Consider the following 19,393-nt stretch of genomic DNA (forward strand, 5'->3'; position numbering starts at 1 on the left):
TCACCCTTGCGTAGCCTGACGCCCGGCCTGCCGTCCATCAACTCAACTGCATGAGAAGGTGTAGGTCTTCGAGCGCTCCATAAAGCGGGCGGACATCTGCCCCTCGGGGTCAGCGCCCTTAGAAAAGTCGAAGGTACCGGGGCAAGTCTTTGCAGCGAACCGATTTGCGAAGCCGCTAATGCGCTGAGCGACCGAACCTTCGGTTTCGCCGAGGCCAGGAGAAGCGCTCACGATCAGCATGTGATTTTTTACACCCATTCGCTCGTGCGTGAATTTGATGTTTCCGGTGCCGCCCACCTCACTGCCAGAGGCCTCGGTGGTCCCCGAACCAGCGTAGTTGCAAGACGCGAGCGCCAAGCCCACTGCACCTGCAAATAATCGGCATTAGGTAGCAAAGACCACCTGAGGCCTACTAGGCATCTGAATTGAAAGGGTTCCACGCTTCACTATGTTTCCGAAAAATTCGGTGACGCGTGCTGGGCATCGTTCTGCAACTCCCAGCACTGTCCTCACCGGCTCCTGGTGCCGCCAGGACATTGCCCATTACCAGACGTTCCGAAAGCCGCGGGTGGGTCGATTGCAGACATTCACTTTTCAAGTTTATCGTCGGCGAATGTCACAGAGCGAGGCTAAAGCTATGCGGAGACGCCTGCAAATAGCATCCGAGCCGTCCCGTTCTGCAAGACAAACCATTCTGATAACCGTAGTGCTCTTCGTCTTATTCGTCCTTTTCTGCCTTGCCGTCGTCGTGTGGCATTAGTCATCCGAGAGGCCGTATTGGGTCGGGACCGGAGCTAAGGCCGATTTAGGAAGGCAGAGAAAGCCGCCCACGAGAGCCACATGCAGATCGTCAACGCCGCAAAGTTCAGGATATGCGAGATGATCAGCGAAAGTCTGTCAGATGCGGCCCACGCAATGCATACGCCGGCTCCAACCGCCACCATTGCGGCCGGCACGCCGACTACTAGGAACACCAATTCCGGGTAGCTTTCACCATGGCCCATCCACTCCCATACCCACGGCGTGAATGAGAACAACGCCATTGCCCCCAAGGCGAGGATTGCAACGATCAGCGGTAAGAACCGGCGGGCAAAATTCGCTGCTACCACTTTCTGCATCGGCACCTGTCTACAGCGTTGCTCGATTTCCGCTATGGGTCGATTTTACCCCTTCGACCAAGGCCTGAAAGCTGACGTCCGATCAGGCGGCAGCAATTGCCGAAATCGGCCGTCGACAGCAAGTAGCAGTTAACCTTTCCTCAGAGTCGCGATCGACTCCGCACGCGTGCCCTGGCCGTCAGTTCCTCGACCTCGCCGATTAGCTTGGCACGCTTACGCTTCAGTTCCTCGTCGACCTTCACCAGCTCCCGCTCCGTCAATGGGAGCCGGAAGCTACCAAACTGCCAGGATCAGGTCCGGTGGTTTTTGCTACCTAATGCCGCAAATAATGCTCTCATTTTCACGCTGGCTCCCCCCGTGGCGGCATTGCAGATTTTCTCAGTCTAACCCCAGCGCCTTCGCCATTTTCAGGCACGAATATGACGCCCGCTGCTTCGAGGGCGCCTGTGACTTTGTCCCGAGTGCTGGCATAGCCGGCCAACTCGCCTGTGCCGAGCTCCAGCCGGGCGATCGTTGGCTTGGAGACGCCAGATTGAGCAGCGAGGTCGTCCTGTGACCAGCCGAGGAGTGCCCGTGCGGCGCGAAGCTGAGGAACCGTCGTCATTCAAGGATGATAACTTTGATATTGACTCTGGGCAAACGTTAGTTGATATTATAGTTATCAAGTTTGAAAATTTCAGGAGACGACCATGACGAAGCCCACCGCGGCGGCGAACGCTACCGGCTTACCCGAAAGCCATATCGGCCCATACGGCCCGATGAGCTGCAGCATTGATATGCCGGCGCTTCGCAAGATGAGAATGGCAGAGCTGAAAAACCTAAGGAGCGCTTTGCGCACGCTGAGCGAGGTTGCTATCGGTCTCTGTTGCCAGCCGCGCTTCTCTGATGAAGAGGACAGCGATCTTAATGACGCGGGCAGAACCCTTGATTACATCACCGAATTTCTGAGCGCCTACGAGCAAGCCGTCGTCAACGTTGCGGAAGCCGCTAAACCGGTCGCTTCCGATGACGTCGAGGATCGCGCCTGGACGCTCTTGGGCTTTCAGGCCGACCTAACCGATGAACTTTCGTCCTTCGCAGTTTGGGCTGCTCAAGCTGTGAGGGACGAGGTCGAAGCGAAGTTTCGCGAACAACACGCTGTATCGTGACATCGGACGTTTGAGCGCGAAATTCTCGACGCCGCGCGCATGCCCGGCCTGATCATCGGTCGCCCAGTGCCCTGGCCGATTCCCAGCGGATTCGCGCTTTCCGCCACCAATTTGCTTCCCAAAACCGCGATTGGGAAGCATTCTGGGAAGCGAGAGCTCAAGAATTTTAGGCTAAGTTACTGATTTCGCTGGTGAGCGGGGTGGGGATCGAACCCACGACCACATGATTAAAAGTCACGTGCTCTACCACTGAGCTACCCGCCCTCACCGTGGCGCTCACATACGGAGCCATGTGCCCCGGGTCAACTCGTTCGATGAAGTCGTCACCATCTCAGGTGCGGCAAGCGCGCCATCCCGCGAAACTGGCCCGTTTTCTTGCGGCATTGCAGCATCGGAACTGCTGGACGCCCTCCCCCTCCCATGCATTCTGGTGCGCCCATAACAACAGACGGCGATTCAACGCCGGGGGACTCCAACTAATATTGGGAGAGATAGAATGGACGAACGGGAAATCCGCGGCCTCGTCGCGGATGTGAAGGATGGCACGTTGTCGCGACGATCCTTCATCCAGAAGATGGCGGCGGTGGGCATCACTGCCCCGATCGCGAGCCAGATCCTGGCATGGAACGATGTGGCGATGGCGAACGCCACGCTGCAATACAAGCCGACCAAGGCCGGCGGCGGCGGGCCGCTGAAGATCCTGCTCTGGCAGGCCCCGACCCTGCTCAACCCGCATTTCGCCTCGGGCACCAAGGACCAGATCGCCTCGCGCATCTTCTTCGAGCCGCTCGCCGGCTGGGACAAGGAAGGCAATCTCTTTCCGCAGCTTGCCGCCGAGATTCCGAACAAGGCCAATGGCGGCCTCTCCGCGGATGGCAAGGAGGTGATCTGGAAGCTGAAGCCGGGCGTGAAATGGCATGACGGCAAGCCGTTCACCGCCGACGACGTTGTCTTCACCTGGGAATATGCCGCTGATCCGGCGACCGCGGCCTATACGACCGGCTCCTACACCAACATCAAGGTCGAGAAGATCAACGATCATACCGTCAAGGTGATCTTCAAGGACCCGACGCCGTTCTGGGCCGATCCCTTCGTCGGCGTCGCCGGCATGATCATCCCGAAGCACCATTTCGGCGAGTACAAGGGCGCCAAATCGCGCGAGGCTCCTGCGAACCTGAAGCCGGTCGGCACCGGCGCCTACAAGTTCGTCGAGTTCAAGCCGGGCGACATCCTCACCGGCACCCGCAACGAGGACTACCACGTCAAGAACCAGCCGCATTTCGACACACTCGAGGTCAAGGGCGGTGGCGATGCAGTCTCGGCGGCCCGCGCCGTGCTGCAGACCGGCGAATACGACTATGCCTGGAACATGCAGGTCGAGGACGAGGTCCTCAAGCGCATGGAGACCGGTGGTCGCGGCAAGGTGGTGGCGGTTCCCGGCGGTGACGTCGAGTTCATCATCCTGAACACGACCGACCCGTGGACCGAGGTCGATGGCGAGCGTTCCAGCGTCAAGACCAAGCACCCGACCCTGTCGGATCCGAAGGTGCGCGAGGCGATCAACCTGCTGATTGATCGCGACTCGGTCCAGAAGTTCATCTACGGCCGTGGCGGCACCGCGACGGCGAGCTTCGTCAACGAGCCCAAGCAGTTCAAGTCGCAGAAGCTGAAATACGAGTTCAACATCGACAAGGCCAACAAGGTCCTCGACGAGGCCGGCTGGAAGAAGGGTGCCGACGGCATCCGCGAGAAGGATGGCAAGAGGCTGAAATACGTCTTCCAGACCTCGATCAACGCCCCGCGCCAGAAGACCCAGGCGATCATCAAGCAGGCCTGCCAGCGCGCCGGTATCGATCTCGAGCTCAAGTCGGTCACGGCTTCGGTCTATTTCTCTTCGGACGTCGCCAACCCGGACACCTACACCAAGCTGTACTGCGACATGGAGATGTACACGACCACGCAGCCGCAGCCCGATCCGGAACGCTTCCTCAATCAGCTCGTCTCGTGGGAGATCGCCAACAAGGAGAACAAGTGGCTGGGCCGCAACGTCTCGCGCTACTCGGACCCCGAAGCGGACAAGGCCTACAAGGCGGCTCAGAAGGAGTTCGACCCGGCCAAGCGCGCCGCGCTCTTGATCAAGGTCAACGAGATCTTCTGCGAGGCCAATATCCTCCTGCCGATCCTCTCCCGAACCGTCGTCGGTGCCTCGGCCAACAACCTGGAGCCCGACATCTCAGGCTGGGAGGTCACAACCTGGAATCTGGCGGCCTGGTATCGGACCTGAGCAGGCGTCGCCTACAAAACAAGACCGGCCCCATCAGGGGCCGGTCCGCTAGTCTAGCAAGCCCCGTTCCAGAGCCACGTCGATGCAGCCATGGATATGGTTGCGCAGGAGCCGCTGCCCCTCGCCCGCGTTGCGGCGCAGCGCGCAATCGAGCAGCGCGCGATGCTCGCCGATCGAGGTTGGGCCCCAGAAAATGAAGAACACCATCTGGTAGCGCAGATAGCGCTCGTAGATGCCGGCATGAAGGTCGAGCAGCGCCCTGGAGCCGCAGGCCGACACCAGCGCCTGATGAAACTCGAAATCGTAGCGCTTCCACTGCTGGGTGCCGGAATCGTCTCCGGCCAGAAGGCGTTCCTCCATGCGGGCGAGCTTGTGATGGGCGGCAACGACGCGCCCTTCCCACTCCATATCGCCGGCTGCGAAGGATTGCGCGAGCGCGTGACTCTCGATCAGCAGCCTGAGATCGGCGAGTTCCTGGAGTTCGCTGGCCGTGCAAGGCGCCACCTGAAAGCCGCGCTGCCCCTCGGCGACGACAAAGCCCTCCGGTGCGAGGCGATTGAAGATTTCGCGCAGCGTGCTGATGCCGACGCCATAGACCGGGCGCAGCTTGTCCAGCGTCAGCCTCTGCCCCGGCTGCAGGCGACCGAACATGATATCCTGCCGGATCCGCTCATAAGCCTGTTCGCCCGTCGACAGTGCAGCGATCTCTTCGCCGATATCCGGTGCCGCATCCGCCATCGTATTCCTCGTCATCGCGTCGACGGATTCTAAGCCGTCCGGCTGGGTGCGCCAACCGGAAAAGCGGCTTATTGTAAAACTAGCAGATGATCCAGAAATTATCTGTTGATCTGACTTTGGCCCGCGATAAGATCATCATAAGAGGGCGACGGGGCCATGGATTCCGTTGCGAAGCAGTTTCGGGAGGACAGATATGTCGACGGGCGAACAGCGTGGGCGCGGCTGCATCTACATCCTGAATGGCCCCAATCTTAATCTGCTCGGGCAGCGCGAGCCGGCGATCTACGGCAGCACGACGCTGGCTGAGATCGGCGAGCGCTGCGAGGCGAAGGCGAAATCGCTCGGCTTCACCGTCGATTTCCGTCAGACCAATTTCGAGGGCGAGCTGGTCGAAAGCGTGCAGCAGGCGCGCCAGGAAGCCTGCGGCATCATCATCAATCCGGCCGGCTACAGCTTCACCTCGGTGGCGCTGCTCGATGCGCTCAAGATGTTCGAGCGCCCCAAGATCGAGCTGCACATCTCGAACGTGCATGCGCGCGAAAGCACCTACCACAACTCGCTGGTCTCGCGGACGGCGACGGGGATCATCATCGGGCTCGGTGCCGCCGGCTATGAACTCGCGATCCAGGCCATGGCCGGGCTGGTGGAAGCCTGACGATGGCTTCCGTCGCCGAAAGCCGGGTCATCGGCGTGGAGCGGCGGCTTTCAGCGACGCATCATGCGCAGCACGGTGTCGATGGCCGCGGCCCTGCGGCGCGCCAGCGCTTCGGGCGCTCCCATATCGTGGCCGAAGACCTGGCGGATGCTGGCGCGGTTCGAGACGTTGTAGAAGGCCAGCGCACTGATCGTCAGGTGGATGTCGATCGGTTCGATTCCCGCACGGAAGATTCCGTCCGAGACACCCCGCTCATAGGCCTCGCGGATCATGTCGATCACCGAGAGGTTAAGTGTGGAGATCCGGTCGGAGGTCGCGAGGTGCCGGCCGTGATGGATGTTCTCGATCATCACCATCCGCACGAAATCCGGGTTTTCGGCGTGGTAGTCGAAGGTGAAACCGGTGAGCCGCGCGATCGCCTCCTCCGGCTCCAGGCTGGCGAGGTCGAGCCCGCGCTCGAAGCCGCGGATGCGCTCGTACATCTCCTCGAGGACGGCGCGGTAGAGACCCTCCTTGTCCCCGAAATAGTAGTAGATCATCCGCTTGCTGGTCGCGGTCCTGGCTGCGATTTCGTCGACGCGGGCGCCGCTCAAGCCGTTCTCGACGAATTCCAGCCGTGCCGCTTCGAGGATGCTGCGGCGCACGCCCTCCGGATCCTGGGTCCAGGAAGTCGATTTCCGGCTCGTTCCCTGCGGTTTGATCGCTGCTTTGCTCATGTCTTACCCGGTGCCTTGCCGTCCCGTCGGCGCTGGCTGCATTCAAATGGACAGTCCAGTTAATTTCGCTTGACCAAATGAACTATTTGGTACAATTAACACACCATCAGCCTCACGCAAGCTGCGTGCGCCGCTGACAAGGCCCTCGCCAGAAGGGCCGTGAAGACGGACGCGACCCGGATCGACCCCTTTTGAGAAGGTCGGCCGCTTTGGGAGGTGCCATGAACTACAAGCTCGACTTCGCGCCTGTAATCGCGGGTCTGCCCGATCTCTTGATGGGCTGCCTCGGCACGTTTCTGCTGGCGCTCTCCGGCATGGCGCTGGCCATCGTTATCGGCATCGGTGGCGTGGTGCTGCGCGATTCCCGCTTCGCCCCGGTGCGCTTTCTGGTCAGGGGCTTTGTCGAGCTGATCCGCAACACGCCCTTCCTGGTCCAGATCTTCTTCATCTATTTTGCGCTGCCGCTGGCGGGGTTGAGGCTCGACCCGACGCCGACCGCCGTGATCGCGCTCGGCATCAATGGCGGCGCCTATGCCATTGAGATCATCCGCGGCGGCGTGCAGTCGATCAGCAAGGGCCAGATCGAGGCCGGGCTGGCGCTCGGCCTGCACAGGGCGCAGGTCTTCCGGCTGATCGTGCTGAAGCCGGCGCTGCGCGCGATCTTCCCGTCGCTGACCAGCCAGTTCGTGCTGCTGACCCTGACCACCTCGGTCGCCTCGGCGATCTCGGCCTATGAGCTGACCTCGGTGGCGCAGCGGATCGAGTCCGACAGCTTCCGCTCCTTCGAGGTCTACGGCACGATCACGCTGTTCTACCTCGTGATCTCCTGGGCGATGATGCGCTTCTTCGCGCTGATCTCGACCCGCTACTTCAGCTATCCGGTGAAGTGAGGGCGTGATGGGCTGGAACGAATACCTCTTTCTCCTCACCGGCCTGAAATGGACCGTGGCGCTGTCGGCGATCGGCTTCGTCTGCGGCTCGGTCTCCGGGCTCGGGATCGCGCTGCTGCGCACCTCCGGCAATCCTCTGATGGAGCGTGTGACGGCGGGCTACATCGCCCTGTTCCAGGGCACGCCGCTCCTGATGCAGCTGTTCGTGGTCTATTACGGGCTCGCCCTGATCGGGCTGAAGCTCGATGCCTGGGTCGCGGTCGCGATCGGCTTCACCCTGCATGCCAGCGCCTATCTCGGCGAGATCTGGCGCGGCTCGATCGAGGCCGTGCCGAAGGGCCAAACCGAGGCCGCCAAGGCGCTGAGCCTGCACTACGCCTCGCGCATGCGGGACGTCGTGCTGCCGCAGGCGATCCGCATCTCGCTGCCGGCGACGGTCGGCTTCCTCGTGCAGCTGATCAAGGGCACCTCGCTTGCCGCCATCGTCGGCTTCACCGAGCTGACGCGGGCCGGCAACATCGTCTCCAACCAGATCTTCCAGCCGCTGCTCGTCTTCGGGATCGTCGGCATCCTCTACTTCCTGCTGTGCTGGCCGCTCTCGCTCTACGGCTCGCATCTGGAAAAGCGCATGGCCATCGCCTCGCGCTGAGCAGACCAAGCTTCAACGCCTAGACCAACCACCAAAGAAAGAGGGAGAGAAACATGACGAAGCTGACATCCACCCGCCGCAATATGCTGATCGCCGGCGCCGCCGCGCTGGCCCTGCCCGCCCTAGTCGGCAGCCCCGCCCAGGCGATCACTCCGGCCGAGATCAAGGCCAAGGGCAAGATCGTCGTCGGCATCCAGGGTGACAACCCGCCCTGGGGCTTCGTCACCAGCGCCGGCAAGCAGGACGGTCTCGACGCCGACATCGCGACGCTCTTCGCCAAGGAACTCGGCGTGCAGGTCGAGTTCGTGCCGCTCGAGGTCAACAACCGCATCCCGGCGCTGACGACCGGCCGCGTCGACGTGCTGTTCGCGACGATGGCGATGCTGCCGGAGCGCGCCAAGGCCGTGCAGTACTCGAAGCCCTATGTGGCCAACACCATCGTGCTGATCGGCCCGAAGAAGGAGAAGATCACCACCAACGAGGATATGGCGCGCTACACGATCGGCGTCGCCAAGGGCGCGGCGCAGGACACGCAGGTGACCAAGAACGCTCCGGCCAACACCGTGATCCGCCGCTATGACGGCGACGCGCCCTCGATCCAGGCCCTGGTCTCCGGCCAGGTCCAGGCGCTCGGCGGCAACATCTTCTACATGCAGCGCATCGAGCAGGGCCGCCCCGGCGAGTTCGAGAACAAGCTCGAGTTCCAGAACCTCTACAACGGCGCCTGCACCCGTCTCGGCGAGAAGGAGATCAACGCCGCGCTCAACACCTTCATCGACAAGATCAAGGCCAATGGCGAGCTGCAGAAGGTCTACGATAAGTGGATGAAGGTGCCGGTGCACAAATTCCCGGAGAGCCTCGAAGGCATCACCTTCACCGCGAGCTGAGCGAGTAAGGGAACCGGAGCCAGGGCCATGAACCAGCTAGCTGTCCAAAGCGCCGTCCAGGCGGATGCCATGATCGCCATGACCCATGTCGAGAAATGGTATGGCGACTTCCAGGCCCTGACCGACATCAACCTCGAGGTCCGCAAGGGCGAGCGCATCGTCCTGTGCGGGCCGTCGGGCTCCGGCAAATCGACGCTGATCCGCTGCATCAACCATCTGGAGACCTACCAGAAGGGCGAGATCCGGGTCGGCGGCACAAGGCTGGGAGACGATGCCAAGACCATCGACGCGGTGCGCCGCGAGGTCGGCATGGTCTTCCAGCACTTCAACCTGTTTCCGCACATGACCGTGCTGCAGAACTGCATGCTGGCGCCGATGCGTTCGCTCGGCATGAGCAAGGCGGAGGCCGAGGCCACTGCCCGCAAGCTGCTCGGCCGGGTCAAGATCCTCGAACAGGCCGAGAAATACCCGGCCCAGCTCTCGGGCGGCCAGCAGCAGCGCGTTGCCATCGCGCGGGCGCTGTGCATGAAACCGAAGGTGATGCTGTTCGACGAGCCGACCTCGGCGCTCGACCCCGAGATGGTCAAGGAGGTGCTCGACACCATGATCGCGCTCGCCGACGAGGGCATGACCATGATCTGCGTCACCCATGAAATGGGCTTCGCCCGGCAGGTGGCGAACCGCGTCATCTTCATGGCCAACGGCGCCATCGTCGAGGAGGCGCCGCCGGAAGAGTTCTTCCACAATCCGCGCCACGAGCGCACGCGGAAGTTCCTCGGCGAAATCCTCCATAAGCACTGAACCCAAACGCCCGCAACGGAACGCAATCATGTCCCGCCTCGTCTACGTCCTGAACGGCCCGAACCTGAACCTGCTCGGCAAGCGCCAGCCGCATATCTACGGGCACGAGACCCTGGCCGATGTCGAGCGCGACTGCCGCAAGCTTGCCGAGGAACTTGGGCTGACGCTGCGCTTCCACCAGTCGAACCGCGAATACGAGATCATCGACTGGATTCACGAAGCGCGGGAGGATGCCGGTGGTATCGTCATCAACCCCGCCGCCTTCACCCATACCTCGGTTGCGCTGCTCGACGCGCTCAACACCTTCGAGGGGCCGGTGATCGAGTGCCATATCTCGCAGGTGCACAAGCGCGAGGCCTTCCGGCACCATTCCTATGTCTCGCTGCGTTCCGACGGCGTCATCGCCGGCTTCGGCACGCAGGGCTACCAGCTCGCGCTTCGGCGCGTCGCCAAGCTCATCGACGACAAGGCCGCGTGAGGATCGATCCGATGGCTCCGGTCAAAATCGCAGTGATGGGGGCGGGCCTGATCGGCAAGCGCCACGCTGCCCATGTCATGGCCGAGCCCGGCGCGGCCCTCTCCGCGATCATCGACCCGGCCCCGACGGGCAAGGCCTTCGCCGAGGAGATCGGCGTCGCATGGTATGCGACCTTCGATGCAGTTCCCGCGGGCGAGCGGCCGGACGGCGTGATCGTCGCGACGCCGAACCAGCTCCATGTCGAGAATGGGCTGGAACTCGCAGCGGCCGGCATTCCGATGCTGGTCGAGAAACCGATCGCGGACAGCGTCGAGGGCGCGCGCAAGCTGGTCCGGGTCGCTGAAGCCGCAGGCGTGCCGCTGCTCGTCGGCCACCACCGGCGTCACAACCCGATGATCCGCAAGGCGCGCGAGACCATCGATGCAGGCCGTCTCGGTCGTGTCCTGACCTTGACCGGCCAGTTCTGGCTGGTGAAGCCCGACGACTATTTCGAGGTCGATTGGCGCCGGCAGGAAGGTGCCGGGCCAATCCTGATCAACCTGATCCACGATATCGACCTGTTCCGCTATCTCTGCGGCGAGATCGTCGGCGTGCAGGCGCAAAGCTCGAATGCGGTACGCGGCAATCCGGCCGAGGAGACCACCGTCGCCCTGCTGCGCTTCGCCAATGGCGCACTCGGCACGGTCAGCGCCTCCGACACCGTGGTCTCGCCCTGGAGCTGGGAGCTGACGACAGGCGAGAACCCGGCCTATCCGCAGCAGGACCAGTCCTGCTACCAGATCGGCGGCACGCATGGGTCGCTGACGATCCCCGCGCTCGAACTGTGGAACCATACGGACAAGCGTGGCTGGTGGGAGCCGCTGCGGCGCGAGCGCATCCCCTTCATTCCGGGAGACCCGCTCCGGGCTCAGATCCGGCATTTCTGCGCGGTGATCCGCGGCGAGGAGGAGCCGCTCGTCTCCGGGCGCGAGGGGCTGGCGACGCTCGCCGTCATCGAGGCGGTGAAGCAGGCGGCGCGCACGGGCGGGCCTGTCGAGGTCGCCGCCGAGCCTGCTCCGGCGAGGGTATCCGCATGATCACGGGCACGACACGGCTGATCGGCCATCTCGGTTTTCCGACCGAGAGCTTCAAGGCGCCACTGATCTACAATCCCTATTTCGAGCGGGATGGGATCGACGCCGTCGTCGTGCCGATGGGCTGCCGCAGCGAGGATTACCCTGATTTCCTCAAGCTGTTCTTCCGGCTGTCCAATGCTCATGGCGCGCTGGTGACGATGCCGCACAAGGTTACGACGACCGGCCTCGTCGACACGCTCTCGCCGACCGCGGCCATCGCGGGCGCCTGCAATGCGGTGCGTCTCGAACCCGACGGCCGGCTCGCCGGCGACATGTTCGACGGCGAGGGCTTCGTGCGCGGCGTCCTGCGCAAGGGGCGCAAGCTTACTGGCGCCCGCGCGCTCGTCGTCGGCGCCGGCGGTGTCGGCTCGGCAATCGCGGCCTCGCTGGCGAAGGCCGGTGTCGGAGAACTCGGCCTGTTCGATACGCAGGGGCCGGCCGCGGAGGAACTGGGCCGGCGGCTTGTCGCGCACTACCCTGCCCTGCGCGTCACGACCGGTTCGAGCGATCCGGCCGGCTTCGACATCGTCGTCAATGCGACGCCGCTCGGCATGAAGCCGGGCGACCCGCTGCCGCTCGATGTCACCCGCCTGCCCTCCTCCGCCCTCGTCGGCGAGGTTGTGATGGCGCAAGAGATCACGCCCTTCCTTGCCGCCGCCCGCGCACGCGGCTGTTCGGTGCAGGTCGGCACCGATATGCTGTTCGAGCAGATTCCCGCCTATCTGGAGTTCTTCGGCCTACCCACGACCACGGCCGAGGATCTGCGCGCCGTTGCGCGGCTGGGCTGAGGAGGAGGCATTCATGATTCCATCAATCGCCACCGTCTGCGTTTCCGGCACGCTCCAGGAGAAGCTCGAGGCCATCGCGGCGGCCGGCTTCACGGCGGTCGAGATCTTCGAGAACGACCTGATCGCCTTCCCCGGCTCGCCGGCCGAGGTCCGGCGCATCTGCGGCGATCTCGGCCTGACCATCGTGACCTGCCAGCCCTTCCGCGATTTCGAGGGCATGCCGGAGGGCCGGCGCCAGCGCGTCTTCGACCGGGCGGAGCGCAAATTCGATCTGCTGCAGGAGCTGGGGACGGACCTGCTCTTCGTCTGCTCCAGCGTCTCGCCCGAAGCCCTGCCGGGTATCGACCGGCTGGCGGCCGATTTCGCCGAGCTCGGCGAACGGGCCGGCCGGCGCGGCCTGCGCGTCGGCTACGAGGCGCTGGCCTGGGGCCGGCACGTCTTCGACTATCGCGACGCCTGGGAGATCGTGCGCCGCGCGAACCGGCCGGAGGTCGGGGTCGTGCTCGATTCCTTTCATATCCTGGCGCGCGGGCTCGACCTGTCGGCGATCGGCACCATCCCGCGCGACAAGATCGCGATGGTGCAGATGGCCGATGCGCCGCTGCTGCAGATGGATCCGCTCTCCTGGAGCCGCCACTGGCGCTGCCTGCCGGGACAGGGCGACCTCAACCTGTCCGGCTTCATGCGCGCGCTGGTCTCGACCGGCTATGACGGGGTGCTCTCGCTGGAGATCTTCAACGACCGCTTCCGCGCCGGCTCGGCCCGTTCCGTTGCGCTCGACGGCCACCGCTCGCTGATCTGGCTGCTCGACGAGACTGCGCGGCAGACGGACAAGCCTGTGCCCGGCGCGGTGCCGATGCCGCCGCCGGCTCCGGTCGAAGCGGTCGAGTTCATCGAGTTTGCGGTGTCGGAAGCCGAGCGGCCGGGCTTCGAAAGGCTGCTGCGCGCGCTCGGCTTTGCGCGTTCCGGCGCGCATCGTTCCAAGGATGTCGATCTCTGGAGCCAGGGCGACATCCGTATCGTGCTGAACAGCGAGGCTGACGGCTTCGCCCATAGCTACCAGATCACCCATGGTACCTCGGTCTGCGCGCTGGCGCTGCGCGTGCCGGATGCGCAAGCCGCGATCGCCCGTGCCAAGGCCATGCTCGACGTGCCGCATGCCGGCGCGGTCGGCCCCGGCGAGCTCGACATCCCGGCCGTGCGCGGGCTCGGCGGCAGCCTCGTCTATTTCCTCGACCACACCTCGGCGCTCGGCCGCTGGGCCGAAGTCGACTTCGAGGGGACAGGGGAGACGGGACGCGATGCCGGCCTGACCGGCGTCGACCACATCTCGCAGAGCATGCAGTACGAGGAGATGCTGACCTGGCTGCTGTTCTACTCCTCGCTGTTCGAGACGAAGAAGGCGCCGAGCCAGGCCGTGCTCGACCCCGGTGGCGTGGTTCAGAGCCAGGTGATCGAGAGCGGCCTCGATGGCGAGAGAGGCCATGGGCTCCGCCTCATCCTCAACGGCTCGCAGAGCCACCGCACGCTGGCGGCCCGCTTCGTGACGGATTTCTTCGGCTCCGGCGTGCAGCATATCGCCTTCGCCACCGACGACATCGCCGCGACGGTCGAGCGGCTGGTGGCGAATGGCGTGGCCATGCTGCCTATCCCTGAGAACTACTACGACGACCTCGAGGCCCGCTCCGACCTGACGGCGCAGGAGATCGACGCGATGAAGGCGCTGAACATCCTCTATGACAGCGACGCCTCGGGCAGCTTCCGTCAGGCCTATACGCAGACGCTGGATGGCGGCCTGTTCTTCGAGATCATCCAGCGCGACGGCTATGCCGGCTATGGCGCGGCCAATGCCGGCATCCGCCTGACCGCGCAATCCAGGCTCGCGCGCCCGATCACCATTCCCGCACCGAGCCACGGCTGAGGAGAGAGGTATCGCCATGCCCGTGAAAGACCCCTCGCCATGAGCCGTCTGATCCTTCCCTATGCGGCGCCGGACCAGGGCCAGCCGAGCTCGCTGTTCCCGGATTATCGCTCGACGGTGGCGCGCAGCCCGCGGCAGGCACCGATCGCGATCCCGCAGACGCTGACCGAGGTGACCGGCCCGAGCGACTGGTCCCGGCTGATGGGGCCGGCGATGGCCGACCTCACGACCCAGCACAAGGCCGAGCCGCAGGGCCAGCGCATCGTCGTGACCGGCCGCGTGCTCGACGAGGACGGCCGGCCCGTGCCCAACACCGTCGTCGAGATCTGGCAGGCCAATGCCGCCGGCCGCTACATCCACGCCAAGGACGACTGGCCGGCGCCGCTCGACCCGAACTTCACCGGCGTCGGCCGCGTCGTCACCGACGGTGAGGGCCGCTATCGCTATGTCACGATCCGGCCCGGCGCCTATCCCTGGGGCAACCACAAGAACGCCTGGCGCCCGGCCCATATCCATCTCTCGCTGCTCGGGCCGGCCTTCGCGACGCGGCTGGTCACGCAGATGTATTTCCCCGACGATCCGCTGATCGAGATCGATCCGATCGCCAACGCCGTGCCGATGCCCTATCGCCAGCGCATGGTCTCGCGCTTCGACATCGGCACCACCGTGCCGAACTGGGCGCTGGGCTATGTCTTCGACATCGTGCTCAAGGGCCGCGACCAGACGCCGTTCGAGGACGAGCATGATGACGACCACTGATCTCGAAACCCGCAACGCCGCGCCGCGGCCCGACAATCAGGATGCGGCGCTGTTCGGCCAGACGCCGTGGCAGACGGTCGGCCCGTATTTCCATTACGGCCTGCCCTGGAAGGGCGGCGCCGATCTGGTCGAGCGCTCGGAGATGGGGGCCCGGCCCGACCTGATGCCGCCGGAGCATTTCCTGCTCTCGGGCTCGAATGTCTCGGGCACGCCGGAGGGCGAGGTCATCGCGCTCGCCGGCTGCGTCTACGATGCCGCGGGCAAGCCGATCGAGGACGCGATGATCGAGATCTGGCAGGCCAATGCCGCCGGCCGCTATGCCAGCCCGGACGATCTGCGCGAGGAGGTGGCGCTCGACCGGCATTTCGTCGGCTTCGGCCGCGCCTCGACCGACAAGGACGGGGTCTACCGCTTCCGCACCATCCGGCCCGGCCGCGTGCCCGGCCCCGGCAACAGCCTGCAGGCGCCGCATATCGCGCTCTCGGTCTTCGGCCGCGGCCTGCTGAAGCGGCTGCCGACCCGGCTCTACTTCGCCGATGGCGAGGGCAACGAGACCGACCCGATCCTCAACCTGGTGCCGGAGGCGCGCCGCCGCACCCTGATCGCCCAGCGCCAGCCGGACGGAACCTGGTGGCTCGACATCAACCTCGCCGGCGAAAACGAGACCGTTTTCTTCGACCTGTAGGTCTTTTCCACCCGCCTCGTCATTCCGGACAAGCCGCGTAGCGGCGCCGATCCGGAATCCATCGTAAGGCGCCGCGCGCTACGATGGATTCCGGGTCTGCGCTTCGCTTGCCCGGAATGACGGAGTATTTCCCCGGATAACTCGACAGGCGGCCGCTCAAGCCGCCTTCTTCCTCTCTGCGATCCGGGCGAGATCGGTGAGCAGCCGGCGCGTCGCCTTCAGGCGCTGCTCGACCGTGTCGAAATCGTCGATGAAGACGACGCGCATGTCGGGGCGCACCTTCGCCAGCGTGCCCTGCTTGGCGACGAAGCCCACCAGCCCTTCCGGATTGGCGAATTCGTTGTTGCGGAAGGCGACGATGATACCCTTCGGCCCCGCTTCGACCTTCTCGACATTGGCGCGCTTGCACAGCGCCTTGATCGCGACGATCTCCAGGAGCTGGTTGACCTCCTCCGGCAGCGGGCCGAAGCGGTCGACCAGTTCGGCGCCGAAGGACTGCAGCTCGGCATCGTCGTCCATGGTCGAGAGGCGCTTGTAGAGCGTCAACCTGAGCGTCAGGTCGGCGACATAGTGCTCGGGGATCATGACCGGCGCGCCGACCTGGATCGCCGGCGACCATTGCGTCTCGGTCTCGAACTCGATGCCCGCCTTGAGCGCCGCCACCGCCTCCTCCAGCATCTGCTGGTAGAGTTCGTAGCCGACTTCCTTGATATGGCCGGACTGCTCGTCGCCGAGCAGGTTGCCGGCGCCGCGGATGTCGAGGTCGTGGCTGGCGAGCTGGAAGCCGGCGCCGAGTGTATCGAGCGACTGCAGAACTTTAAGCCGCTTGTCGGCCTGCTCGGTCAGCTTGCGGTTGGCCGGCACGGTGAAGAGCGCATAGGCGCGCGTCTTCGAGCGGCCGACGCGCCCCCTGAGCTGGTAGAGCTGGGCGAGGCCGAACATGTCGGCGCGGTGGACGATCAGCGTGTTGGCGGAGGGGATGTCGAGGCCCGACTCCACGATCGTCGTCGAGAGCAGGATGTCGTATTGGCCCTCGTAGAAGGCCGTCATCACGTCTTCCAGCGTGCCCGCCGCCATCTGGCCATGCGCGATGCCGACCTTGCACTCGGGCACCTGCTTGTCGAGGAAGTCCTTGACCTCGGCGATGTCCTCGATGCGCGGCACGACGTAGAACGACCGCCCTCCCCGGTAACGCTCGCGCAGCAGCGCCTCGCGCACGATCAGCGGGTCGAAGGGTGTGACGAAGGTGCGCACCGCCAGGCGATCGACCGGCGGCGTCGCGATGATCGAGAGTTCGCGCACGCCGGTCATGGCAAGCTGCAGCGTGCGCGGGATCGGCGTCGCCGACAGTGTCAGCATATGCACCTCGGCGCGCAGCTCCTTCAGCTTCTCCTTATGGGCGACGCCGAAATGCTGCTCCTCGTCGACGATGACGAGGCCGAGATCCTTGAAGTCGACGCCCTTGCCGAGCAGCGCATGCGTGCCGACGACGATGTCCATCGTGCCGTCCTTCGCGCCCTGCTTCACCGCCTTGAGATCGGTGCTGCCGACGAAGCGCGAGGCCTGCCCGACCTTCACAGGTAAGCCGGCAAAACGATCCGCGAAATTGCGGTAGTGCTGGCGGGCGAGCAGCGTCGTCGGTACGACGACGGCGACCTGCTTGCCGTTCAGCGCGGTGGCGAAGGCGGCGCGCAGCGCGACTTCCGTCTTGCCGAAGCCGACATCGCCGCAGACGAGCCGGTCCATCGGGCGCCCGGCCGCGAGATCGTCCAGCACCGCGTCGATGGTGTTCTGCTGGTCCTCCGTCTCCTCGTACGGGAAGCGGGCGATGAATTCATCGTAGACCCCGTCGGGCGGGACAAGGCGTGGCGCGTCCTTGAGCGCGCGCGCGGCCGCGATCTGGATGAGCTTGCTCGCCATCTCGCGGATGCGCTGCTTGAGCTTGGCCTTGCGGGCCTGCCAGCCGCCGCCGCCGAGCCGATCGAGCTGGACCTCGGTGTCTTCCGAGCCGTAGCGGGAAAGCAGCTCGATGTTTTCTACCGGTAAGAACAGCTTGGAATCGCCGGCATAGTGGATTTCGAGGCAGTCATGCGGTGCGCCGGCCGCCGTGATCGATTGCAGGCCGATGAAGCGGCCGATGCCGTGATCGACATGGACGACGAGATCGCCCGGAGCGAGCGAGGAGAGCTCCGCGATAAAATCCTGCGGCCGGCGCGTCTTGCGGCGCGGGCGGACGAGGCGGTCGCCGAGGATGTCCTGCTCGCCGACGACGGCGAGGCGACCAGCCTCGAAGCCGCTCTCGAAGCCCCAGACCGCGAGCGCGACCGTGCCGGGCTTGAGATCGAAAGCCGCACGCAGCGAGCCAGTCATCTGGACGCTCTTCAGCCCGTGATCCTCAAGGACATGGGCGAGGCGTTCGCGCGAGCCTTCCGACCAGGCGGCGAGGATGACGCGCTTGCCGTCGGCCTCCAGCGCGCGGACATGGCCGACAGCCGCCTCGAAGACGCTGCCGGACTCGCCGGCGCGCTCGGCCGCGAAACTGCGGCCCTGCTTGCCGCCGAGGTCGAGGATGAGCTTGCCCTCGCTGTCGGGCAGCTGGAACGGGGTCAGGCTCGCGACGCCGGAGACATCGATCACGCCGCGCCAGTCGGCCGGGGAGAGATAGAGCGCGTCCGGCGGCAGCGGCTTGTACGGGATGCCGCCTGCCCCGCCCTGATCGAGCGCCGCCTTGCGGGCGTCGTAATAGTCCTTGATCAGGCTGATGCGCTCGCCGACCGCGTCCTCGGCCTGATGGTCGAGCACCAGCGGTACGTCGGGCAGGTAGGTGAAGAGCGTGTCGAGCTTCTCGGCGAGCAGCGGCAGCCAGTGCTCCAGACCGGCCGGGCGGCGGCCTTCGCTGACCGCCTCATAGAGCATGTCGTCGCGGCCGGGCGTGCCGAAGGTCGAGATGTAGGACTGGCGGAAGCGGCGGATGCTCTCGCTCGTCATCTGCGCTTCGGACATCGGCACGAGATCGAGCCCGCGCAATTGCCCGGTGGTGCGCTGCGTCTCCGGATCGAAGGTGCGGATCGATTCCAGCGTGTCGCCGAAGAAGTCGAGCCGGATCGGCGCCGGCATGCCCGGCGGGAAGAGGTCGACGATGCCGCCGCGCACCGCGAATTCGCCGGTCTCGCGCACGGTCGAGGTGCGCAGATAGCCGTTGATGTCGAGCCAGCGCGCCAGCTCCTCGATATCGACCATGTTGCCGGGGGCGGCGGAGAAGCTCTCCGACGCCACCTTGCCGAAAGCCGGGACGCGCTGGAGCGCGGCGTTGACGGTGGTGAGCAGCAGGCGCGGCCGGTCGCCGGACTTGGTCTTGGCGAGGCGCGACAGCGTCGTCATCCGGTGCGCGACGATGGAGGGCGCGGGCGAGACACGGTCATAGGGTTGGCAGTCCCAGGCCGGGAAGCTCATCACCTCCAGATCAGGCGCGACGAACTGCAGCGCGTTCTCCATCACCTGCAGGCGCTGGCCGTCGCGGGCGATGAAGACGAGCATGGCCGCCCCTTCCGCCTTCTTGGCGCGGGCGCGGGTCAGGTCGGCGAGCACGACGGCGTCGAAACCATCAGGCACGCCGGCAAGCGTCGGCTTGTCGCCGCGGTTCAGCGCATCAAGGATGCGATCGAGCTGCGGCTTGGCGATCTGGGAAGGAGGCGGGATGCTCATAGGGACGCTTCAGTTCTGACTATCTCTCGTCATTCCGGACAAGCGGCGAAGCCGCT

General features: G+C 64.8%; 19 protein-coding genes and 1 tRNA gene. 13 read left to right on the top strand and 7 right to left on the bottom strand.

The features are described 5' to 3' along the window. Positions 1–42: 42 nt before the first annotated feature. The 3 genes from FQV39_RS03400 to FQV39_RS03410 form a co-directional block, all read right to left on the bottom strand. Positions 43–357 carry a hypothetical protein gene (locus tag FQV39_RS03400; RefSeq protein ID WP_149129023.1) on the bottom strand — a complete coding sequence of 105 codons (315 nt, stop codon included), beginning with the start codon at positions 355–357 and terminating at the stop codon, positions 43–45. 437 nt (positions 358–794) lie between these two features. Next, on the bottom strand, positions 795–1,118 hold the full coding sequence (locus FQV39_RS03405) for a hypothetical protein (RefSeq protein WP_149129024.1): 324 nt from the start codon (positions 1,116–1,118) through the stop codon (positions 795–797). 340 nt (positions 1,119–1,458) lie between these two features. After that, positions 1,459–1,722 (bottom strand): helix-turn-helix domain-containing protein, encoded by a 264-nt coding sequence (locus tag FQV39_RS03410; RefSeq protein WP_149129025.1) that lies wholly within the window; start codon positions 1,720–1,722, stop codon positions 1,459–1,461. An 85-nt stretch (positions 1,723–1,807) separates the two neighbouring features. Between FQV39_RS03410 and FQV39_RS03415 the strand changes: the two genes are divergently transcribed. Continuing rightward, a complete protein-coding gene (locus FQV39_RS03415; RefSeq protein WP_149129026.1) occupies positions 1,808–2,266 on the top strand; it encodes a hypothetical protein in 459 nt (152 codons plus the stop codon). Between the two features lie 189 nt (positions 2,267–2,455). Here FQV39_RS03415 and FQV39_RS03420 read toward each other — a convergent pair. After that, positions 2,456–2,530: transfer RNA gene (locus FQV39_RS03420), tRNA-Lys, on the bottom strand. Positions 2,531–2,762: 232 nt separating this feature from the next. On the opposite strand from FQV39_RS03420, the gene FQV39_RS03425 reads away from it, so the two are divergent. Beyond that, entirely contained in the window at positions 2,763–4,550 is a 1,788-nt protein-coding gene (locus FQV39_RS03425; protein WP_149129027.1) for a peptide ABC transporter substrate-binding protein, read from the top strand. Positions 4,551–4,598: 48 nt separating this feature from the next. On the opposite strand, the gene FQV39_RS03430 is transcribed toward FQV39_RS03425, so the two are convergent. Then, on the bottom strand, positions 4,599–5,303 hold the full coding sequence (locus FQV39_RS03430; RefSeq protein ID WP_472840619.1) for a GntR family transcriptional regulator: 705 nt from the start codon (positions 5,301–5,303) through the stop codon (positions 4,599–4,601). A 178-nt stretch (positions 5,304–5,481) separates the two neighbouring features. On the opposite strand from FQV39_RS03430, the gene aroQ (FQV39_RS03435) reads away from it, so the two are divergent. Beyond that, on the top strand, positions 5,482–5,943 hold the full coding sequence (aroQ, locus tag FQV39_RS03435; protein WP_149129028.1) for a type II 3-dehydroquinate dehydratase: 462 nt from the start codon (positions 5,482–5,484) through the stop codon (positions 5,941–5,943). 50 nt (positions 5,944–5,993) lie between these two features. Here aroQ (FQV39_RS03435) and FQV39_RS03440 read toward each other — a convergent pair whose 3' ends face one another. Further along, a complete protein-coding gene (locus FQV39_RS03440) occupies positions 5,994–6,659 on the bottom strand; it encodes a TetR family transcriptional regulator (protein WP_149129029.1) in 666 nt (221 codons plus the stop codon). Positions 6,660–6,880: 221 nt separating this feature from the next. Between FQV39_RS03440 and FQV39_RS03445 the strand changes: the two genes are divergently transcribed. From FQV39_RS03445 to pcaG, 10 genes are all read left to right on the top strand, one after another. Then, the gene (locus tag FQV39_RS03445; protein WP_149129030.1) at positions 6,881–7,549 is read left to right on the top strand and encodes an amino acid ABC transporter permease; all 669 of its coding nucleotides are present in this window, start codon (positions 6,881–6,883) and stop codon (positions 7,547–7,549) included. Positions 7,550–7,556: 7 nt separating this feature from the next. After that, positions 7,557–8,198: an amino acid ABC transporter permease gene (locus FQV39_RS03450; protein WP_149129031.1), complete on the top strand. Its 642-nt coding sequence runs from the start codon at positions 7,557–7,559 to the stop codon at positions 8,196–8,198. A 53-nt stretch (positions 8,199–8,251) separates the two neighbouring features. Next, entirely contained in the window at positions 8,252–9,085 is an 834-nt protein-coding gene (locus FQV39_RS03455) for a transporter substrate-binding domain-containing protein (protein ID WP_149129032.1), read from the top strand. Between the two features lie 69 nt (positions 9,086–9,154). Then, a complete protein-coding gene (locus tag FQV39_RS03460; RefSeq protein ID WP_149133632.1) occupies positions 9,155–9,886 on the top strand; it encodes an amino acid ABC transporter ATP-binding protein in 732 nt (243 codons plus the stop codon). A gap of 28 nt (positions 9,887–9,914) precedes the next feature. Next, entirely contained in the window at positions 9,915–10,364 is a 450-nt protein-coding gene (gene aroQ / locus FQV39_RS03465) for a type II 3-dehydroquinate dehydratase (protein WP_149129033.1), read from the top strand. A gap of 11 nt (positions 10,365–10,375) precedes the next feature. Next, positions 10,376–11,440: a Gfo/Idh/MocA family protein gene (locus FQV39_RS03470; protein WP_149129034.1), complete on the top strand. Its 1,065-nt coding sequence runs from the start codon at positions 10,376–10,378 to the stop codon at positions 11,438–11,440. Continuing rightward, a complete protein-coding gene (locus FQV39_RS03475; protein ID WP_149129035.1) occupies positions 11,437–12,267 on the top strand; it encodes a shikimate dehydrogenase family protein in 831 nt (276 codons plus the stop codon). Before FQV39_RS03470 ends, FQV39_RS03475 begins: the two co-directional genes overlap by 4 nt. A 13-nt stretch (positions 12,268–12,280) precedes the next feature. After that, a complete protein-coding gene (locus tag FQV39_RS03480) occupies positions 12,281–14,188 on the top strand; it encodes a bifunctional sugar phosphate isomerase/epimerase/4-hydroxyphenylpyruvate dioxygenase family protein (protein ID WP_149129036.1) in 1,908 nt (635 codons plus the stop codon). A 39-nt stretch (positions 14,189–14,227) separates the two neighbouring features. Then, entirely contained in the window at positions 14,228–14,947 is a 720-nt protein-coding gene (gene pcaH / locus FQV39_RS03485; protein ID WP_149129037.1) for a protocatechuate 3,4-dioxygenase subunit beta, read from the top strand. Then, positions 14,931–15,632 carry a protocatechuate 3,4-dioxygenase subunit alpha gene (gene pcaG / locus FQV39_RS03490; protein WP_248313233.1) on the top strand — a complete coding sequence of 234 codons (702 nt, stop codon included), beginning with the start codon at positions 14,931–14,933 and terminating at the stop codon, positions 15,630–15,632. The genes pcaH and pcaG overlap by 17 nt, the downstream gene beginning before the upstream one ends. A 156-nt stretch (positions 15,633–15,788) precedes the next feature. Here the strand turns inward: pcaG and mfd are convergent, their stop codons facing one another. Then, on the bottom strand, positions 15,789–19,337 hold the full coding sequence (gene mfd, locus FQV39_RS03495) for a transcription-repair coupling factor (protein ID WP_149129038.1): 3,549 nt from the start codon (positions 19,335–19,337) through the stop codon (positions 15,789–15,791). Positions 19,338–19,393 lie beyond the last annotated feature (56 nt).

The organism is Bosea sp. F3-2 (assembly GCF_008253865.1).
GTDB lineage: Bacteria > Pseudomonadota > Alphaproteobacteria > Rhizobiales > Beijerinckiaceae > Allobosea.